We start from the raw sequence: 6,533 nt of genomic DNA, 5'->3' as shown, positions 1-6,533 counted from the left end.
TCTTCTGCAAGGGCGAGATCGGCTCGCTCGCCGATCTCGAGGGCAAGAAGGTGCGCGGGGCGGGCCGCCTGACCACCAAGCTGCTCGAGGCGCTGGGCGCCGAGGGCGTCAACATCGCCTTCTCGGAAGTGCCGGGCTCGCTGCAGCGGGGCGTGATCGACTGCGCCGTGACCGGTGCCGGCTCGGGCTACTCCGCCGGCTGGTGGGAGGTCTCCGACCACCTCCTGACCCTGCCGCTGGGCGGCTGGGACCCGGTCGTGATCGCGATGAACGGCGATGCTTATGATGGCCTCTCGGCGGAAGATCAGGCGAGCCTGAAGGCCGCCGTGGCCGAAGGGCTCGAAGCCAAGGCCTGGGCCGCGGCGCAGGGTGGCCTCGAGAACGACATCGCCTGCCTGACCGGGCAGGGCGAGTGTACCTCGGGCGACGCCGCGTCGATGACGCTGGTCGAGGCCTCGGAAGAGGACATGGCCACCGCGCGCGAAGCGCTCGAGACCGAAGTGCTGCCCGAATGGGCCGAGCGCGCCGGGGCCGAGTGGGCGACCCGCTGGAACGACACCGTCGGCGCCACCGTCGGCGTGACCGTTCCGGTTTCGGAATAAGGGGCGCCAGCGTGAGCCGCATCGAAACACTGGAAGGCGCGCTGCGGCGCGCCAACCGCCTCGTGGCGCTGGTTCTCGGCGTGGCGCTGGTGGGCACCGTCCTCTTTGTCCTGATCGACGTGATCGGGCGCAAGACCGGCTGGGGCTCGCTTGGCGGCTCCGACGAGATCTCGGGCTACGTCATGGCCGCGGTGGCAAGCTGGGGCCTGTCCTGTGCGCTGCTCGACCGCGCCCATGTGCGCATCGATCTTGTCCGGCAGAAGCTGAATGCCACCGGGCAGGGGCTGATGGACATCTTCGCGATGATCGTCACCAACGGCGTGGTGCTGCTCATCGCCTATCACTGCTGGCCGGTGCTGCAAAAGACCATCGAGCGCGGCTCGCGGGCCAATACCCCGCTCGAGACGCCGCTCTGGATCCCGCAGGGCATCTGGTTTGCCGGCTGGGCGTGGTTCGCCCTGAGCGCCACGGCGCTGAGCCTCATCGGCATCGCCTATTTCGCACGCGGCAAGCGGGCGGAGCTTGCCAACACCATCGGCCTCGGCTCGGAGCTTGACCAATGATCTGGACGGTTGCCGCTTCTCTTCTCGGGCTCATGGCCCTGTCGATCCCGGTGGGGATCGTGCTCTTCATCCTCGGAATCGGGGTGGGCGAGATGTATTCCGCCTTCCCGCTGCTGCGCGGGCTGGGGCAGGTCGTCTGGTCGTCTTCCTCCTCCTCGACACTGATCGCCGTGCCGCTCTTCGTTCTTCTGGGTGAGATCCTCGTGCGTGGCGGTGTCGCCGCGCGCACCTATGCCGCGCTCGACAAGTGGCTGAGCTGGCTGCCCGGCGGGCTGATCCACGCCAACATCGCCACCGCGACGATGTTCTCGGCCACTTCCGGTTCGTCGGTGGCGACCGCCGCCACCGTGGCCACCGTCGCCATGCCGCAGGCGGAGAAGCTGAAATACGATCCCAAGCTGTTCTCGGGGGCCATCGCCGCCGGCGGCACGCTGGGCATCCTGATCCCGCCCTCGATCAACCTGATCGTCTACGGCTTCCTGACCGAGACCTCGATCCCGCAGCTGTTCTCCGCCGGCCTGATCCCCGGCCTGCTGATGGCGCTGGCCTTCGTCGTGGTCACGGCGCTGATCTGCAAGGCGCGGCCCGCGCTTGGCGGCCCGTCGCGCAGCTTCACCTGGGGCGAGCGTCTGGCGAGCCTGGTGCAGCTGGTGCCGATCATCATCCTTTTCGTGGTGGTCATCGGCTCGATCTACGCCGGTTGGGCAACCCCCACCGAATCCGCCGCCATCGGTGTGGTGATCGCGGCGCTGATCGCCGTCACGCTCGGCAACGGGCTGGGGCTTGCCACCATCGCCGAGGCGCTGCACGGCACCATCCGGATCTCGGCGATGATCATGCTGGTGATCGCCGGCGCCTATTTCCTCAACTTCGCCATGACCTCGGCGGGGCTGGGGCGGGCGCTGACCGAGCTGCTCGAGAACACCGGCCTGTCGCCGCTCGGCACGCTGCTGCTCGTGGTGCTGCTCTACCTTGTCCTCGGCTTCTTCATCGAGACGCTGTCGCTCATGGTCGCGACGATCCCGATCATCGTGCCGATCATCGCGGGCCTCGGCTATGACAAGGTGTGGTTCGGCGTGCTGATGATCGTGCTGATCGAGATGGCGCTGATCACCCCGCCGGTGGGCCTCAACCTCTTCGTGGTGCAGAGCGCCCGCGCCAAGGGCTCGATGAACGAGGTGATCCTCGGGGTCATTCCCTATGTGCTGGTCATGCTCTGCATGGTCGCCCTGCTGATCGCGGCGCCGGCGCTTGCGCTCTGGCTGCCCTCCATCCTCTGACAGGAGTTCACAAGATGACCCTTTCCTTCCGCGCCGACGGCGCGCCGCTTCCGCTCGACCTGAAACACCTGATCGTTGCCGGCTGGACCGGCCGTGACGCCGACGCCATCGCGCATCACATCGCCGAGCTTGCCGAGCTGGGCGTGCCCGCGCCCTCGGACACGCCGCTTTACTATAGAGTCTCGGCGCCGCTGCTGACCGACGCGCCGCTGATCGAGGCGGTGGGCGGAGCGTCTTCGGGCGAGGTCGAGCCGCTGATCGTCGAGGCGGGGGGCAAGCGCTACCTCGGGCTCGCCTCGGATCACACCGACCGCGCCCTCGAGGCGCATTCGGTGGCGATGTCGAAGCAGGTCTGCGCCAAGCCCTGCGCGCTCGAGCTCTGGGCTTGGGACGAGATCGCGGACCGGCTGGAAGAGATCGAGCTCGAGAGCTGGATCGAGGAGGGCGGCGACTGGGTGTCCTACCAGTCCGGGACCATCGCCTCGATCCGCCCGCTGGCCGAGCTGATCGCCGGCAGCCGGCTGTCGGAGCTGGCCAAGGACGGCCCCGTGGCGATGCTCTGCGGCACCTTCGGTGCCAAGGGCGGCGTGCGCCCGGCGGCGAAGTTCCGCATGCAGATGCGCGACCCGAAGACCGGGCGCAGCATCACCCATGAATACGAGACCCGCACCCTGCCGGAGGTCGCATGAGCACGGAATTCCTGAGCAAGGTCGAGGCCGCTATCGCCCGCGCTGAGGCGCTGCCGCAGGCCGAGCGCCGCGCCATCTTCACAGCCTTCTCGCCCGAGCGCATCCGCGCCGAGGCGCAGGCACTGCAGGCCCGCAAGGATGCGGGCGAGGCGCTGCCGCTCTTCGGCACGCTGGTCTCGGTCAAGGATCTCTATGACGAGGCGGGCGAAGTGACGGGCGCCGGCTCGCGCCTGCTGGCCGAGCGCGCCCCGGCCGCGGCCGATTGCCCATCGGTGGCAAAGCTGAAGCAGGCCGGCGCGCTGATGTTCGGGCGCAGCTCGATGTCGGAATTCGCCTATTCCGGCGTCGGCCTCAACCCGCATCACGGCACGCCCTCCTCGGCGCTCGTGCCGGGCGTCATGCCCGGGGGCTCGAGCTCGGGCGCGGCGGTCTGCGTCGGGCTGGGGCTCACCGACGGTGCCATCGGCACCGACACCGGCGGCTCGCTGCGCATCCCCGCGGCGGCCAACGGCATCTGGGGCTTCAAGCCGAGCCAGGGGCTGATTGACGATGCGGGTGTCCATCCGCTCGCGCCCACATATGATGTGCCGGGCCCGATGGGCGCGTCTCTCGCGCTCACCCGCGCGCTGGCCGAGGTCATGGCGGGGCAGGGGCTCGCCGCCTCCGTCCCCGAGACCCTGCGCCTCGCGATCCCCGCCGGCGCCTTCACCGACGGGCTCTCGCCCGAGGTCGCGGCGCTCTACGAGGCCGAGAAGGCGCGGCTTATGGAGAGGGGGCACGAGCTGGTGCCGGTCGAGATGTCGGGCATCGGCGCCTCCGCCGGTCTCAACAAGATCATCGTCGCGGTCGAGGCGCACCGGATCTACGCGGGTGACCTCGCGCGACTGGAAGAGATCGGCGATCCGCGCGTGCTGTCGCGCATCCGCTTCGCCGAGACGCTCTCTGAGGCCGAGATCAAAGAGGCCTACGAGAAGCGCGCCGCAATTGTGGCAGGGTTCAACGCCGCGATGGAGGGGCTCGACGCGCTGGTCGCGCCGACGCTCATGCGCCTGCCGCCGCGCATCGCCGAGGTCGAGGCCGAGTTCGACCGGCTCAACATGGAGATGCTGCGCAACACCTCGCTGGTGAACCTCGTCGATGGCTGCGCGCTGGCGATGCCGACACCGGGGCTCGCGCCGGCCTTCTCGATGACCATGCTGGCCGGCGTGAAGGGGGCGGATGCCGCGCTCTTCGCCATCGCCGAGCGGCTGACCGCGTGAGCGCCATGACCGACACGCGCCCCCTCGACGCCGAGGTACTGCCCGTCGGTCTCGATGGCTACCTCGTGCGCTTCGCGCTGACGCCGGAGCCCGCCGCGATGACCGCGGCCCGGCGTTTCGCGACCCGTATAGAAGAGACCGCGCCGGAGGGCGTGGTCGAGATCGCCGCCGCGCTGGTCTCGGTGCTGGTGCGCTTCGAGCCCGCCACCGACCGGGCCGCGCTGCTGGCGCTTTTGCAGGGCATGGCCCGCGAGATCGCCTCCGGCCCGCTTGAGATGCCTGATCCCGCGCGTCGCTGGACCATCCCGGTCTCCTTCGGTGAGGAGGATGGCCCGCAGCTGGCGCAGGCGGCGCAGGCGGCGGGGCTCTCCGAGACGGCGGCGGTGGACGAGATCTGCGCCGCCGACCTGCGCGTGCTGACCATCGGCTTCGCCCCCGGCCAGCCCTATATCGGCTTGATGCCGGAGCACTGGAACCTGCCGCGTATGTCCGAGCTCAACCCTTCGGTGCCCGCCGGCGCGCTGGTGGTCGCGGTGCGTCAGTTCGTGCTCTTCGGCGCCGAGTCGGCCACCGGCTGGCAACAGGTCGGCCGTGCCGCCTTCCGCACCTTCGTACCCGCGCGCGCCGAGCCGATGCCATTGCAGGGCGGCGACGCCATCCGCTTCGCGAAAGCCTCCGCCGACGAGATCGCCCGCCTCGGGGACGATCCCGACCGCATGGGCGGCGCAAAACTGGAGGTGCTGCGATGACCACGCTCACCGTCAAACGCGCCGACGGAATCCTCACCGTGCAGGACATGGGCCGCCCCGGCCATCTCGCGCAGGGGCTGTCCCGTGGCGGCGCCATGGACCGGCGCGCGCTGCTCGAGGCCGCGGCGCTGCTTGGGGCCCGCGCACCGCTCGCCGCCATCGAGATGGCCGGCGCCGGCGGCCAGTTCACCTTCGATGCCCCGACCCGCGTGGCCCTCACCGGCGCGCCAATGAGCGCCACGCTGGATGAGGAGGCGCTGCGCTGGAACGCCACGCATCTGATCGCGCCGGGTCAGGTGCTGCGCATCAACGGCGCCGGCGCCGGGGTTTACGGCTATCTGACGCCCGCGGGCGGCATCGCCTCCGAGCCCTGGCTCGAGAGCCGCGCCACCCACCTGACCATTGGCATCGGCAGCACGCTCAGCGCGGGCGACACGCTGCCCTGCACTGACGATCCAGCCCCGGAGCGCCCGGCGCACGGGCTTGCCTCTGACAATCGCTTCGAGGGCGGCACGATCCGGGTGATCGACGGCCCGCACACGGCGCTCTTCGACGCCGAGGTGCTCGAGGCCTTCTACGCCACCGCCTTCACCCGCGGCCCGCGCGGCAACCGTCAGGGCGTGCAGCTCGCGGCGGAGGCACGCTTCACCACCGATCACGCCAAGGGGCTGGCCTCCGACCTGATCGGCCCGGGCGATCTGCAGATGACCGGCGATGGCGTGCCTTATGTCTTGACGGCGGAATGCCAGACCGTCGGCGGCTATCCCCGCATCGGCACCGTGCTGCCCGCCGATCTCCCCATCGTGGCGCAGGCCGCGCCGGGGGTGGTGTTGCGCCCGCGCAGGGTGACACTCGACGAGGCCCTGGCAGCGGCGCGCCCGGAAGAGGCGGAGCTGCGCGATTTGGCGTCGCGCTGCGCCCCGCTGGTGCGCGATCCGGCGACAATCCACGACCTGCTCTCCTATCAACTGGTGAGCGGCGTGACCTGCGGCGACGATCTCGAACGCGTCTGAGACGCGGGAGCGTCTTTCTAAGAAGAGCAGGGGGCGGGTGCCGAACGGTGCCCGCCCCCTTTGCGAGTCGGCATGTGCGAGTCAGCATGCTTGGGGGGGCAGGATGCGACGCGCGGCAGGGGAGGGGGCGAATCCCATGGTCTTCGCAGGGTGCGCGCACAGAAGCTCGTTCTGAGCGGGGGAGGTGTGCGAAATCTGACGGGAGGGGGAGGGCAGGTGGGCCCTACAGCGCCCTCAGAAGGGCATCTGGAGGGGCAGGAGGACGAAAATCGAAAAAAATCGGATCTCGTCGCAGAAAGTGCTTGCGGCCCCCGGATGCTGGACGTAAAAGCCCCTTCACCGGCGGCGCTGAGGCGCTGACGGGACGCCAGACGGGGC

The 6,533-nt window shown here is 69.9% G+C and carries 7 protein-coding genes; all 7 read left to right on the top strand.

The window, feature by feature from the left end; all coding sequences use genetic code 11:
• On the top strand, nt 1–602 hold a 602-nt coding region (gene dctP, locus AC6RA4_RS22280), incomplete at its 5' end, for a TRAP transporter substrate-binding protein DctP (protein ID WP_500164035.1).
• Between the two features lie 11 nt (nt 603–613).
• Nucleotides 614–1,165, top strand: coding sequence for a TRAP transporter small permease subunit (locus AC6RA4_RS22275; RefSeq protein WP_500164034.1), 552 nt, complete (start codon nt 614–616; stop codon nt 1,163–1,165).
• Nucleotides 1,162–2,445 (top strand): TRAP transporter large permease, encoded by a 1,284-nt coding sequence (locus AC6RA4_RS22270; RefSeq protein WP_500164032.1) that lies wholly within the window; start codon nt 1,162–1,164, stop codon nt 2,443–2,445. The genes AC6RA4_RS22275 and AC6RA4_RS22270 overlap by 4 nt, the downstream gene beginning before the upstream one ends.
• A gap of 14 nt (nt 2,446–2,459) precedes the next feature.
• Nucleotides 2,460–3,134, top strand: coding sequence for a DUF2848 domain-containing protein (locus tag AC6RA4_RS22265; RefSeq protein WP_500164030.1), 675 nt, complete (start codon nt 2,460–2,462; stop codon nt 3,132–3,134).
• Nucleotides 3,131–4,393: an amidase family protein gene (locus tag AC6RA4_RS22260; RefSeq protein WP_500164029.1), complete on the top strand. Its 1,263-nt coding sequence runs from the start codon at nt 3,131–3,133 to the stop codon at nt 4,391–4,393. The genes AC6RA4_RS22265 and AC6RA4_RS22260 overlap by 4 nt, the downstream gene beginning before the upstream one ends.
• A gap of 5 nt (nt 4,394–4,398) precedes the next feature.
• Complete coding sequence (locus AC6RA4_RS22255; protein ID WP_500164027.1) at nt 4,399–5,142, top strand: 5-oxoprolinase subunit B family protein; 744 nt, start codon at nt 4,399–4,401, stop codon at nt 5,140–5,142.
• Complete coding sequence (locus AC6RA4_RS22250) at nt 5,139–6,155, top strand: 5-oxoprolinase subunit C family protein (protein ID WP_500164025.1); 1,017 nt, start codon at nt 5,139–5,141, stop codon at nt 6,153–6,155. The genes AC6RA4_RS22255 and AC6RA4_RS22250 overlap by 4 nt, the downstream gene beginning before the upstream one ends.
• Nucleotides 6,156–6,533: the final 378 nt, after the last annotated feature.

The sequence above is a fragment of the Salipiger sp. genome (assembly GCF_059781815.1).
The sequence above is the reverse complement of the archived record's forward strand: the minus strand, read 5'-3'. Positions and strand labels throughout refer to the sequence as shown.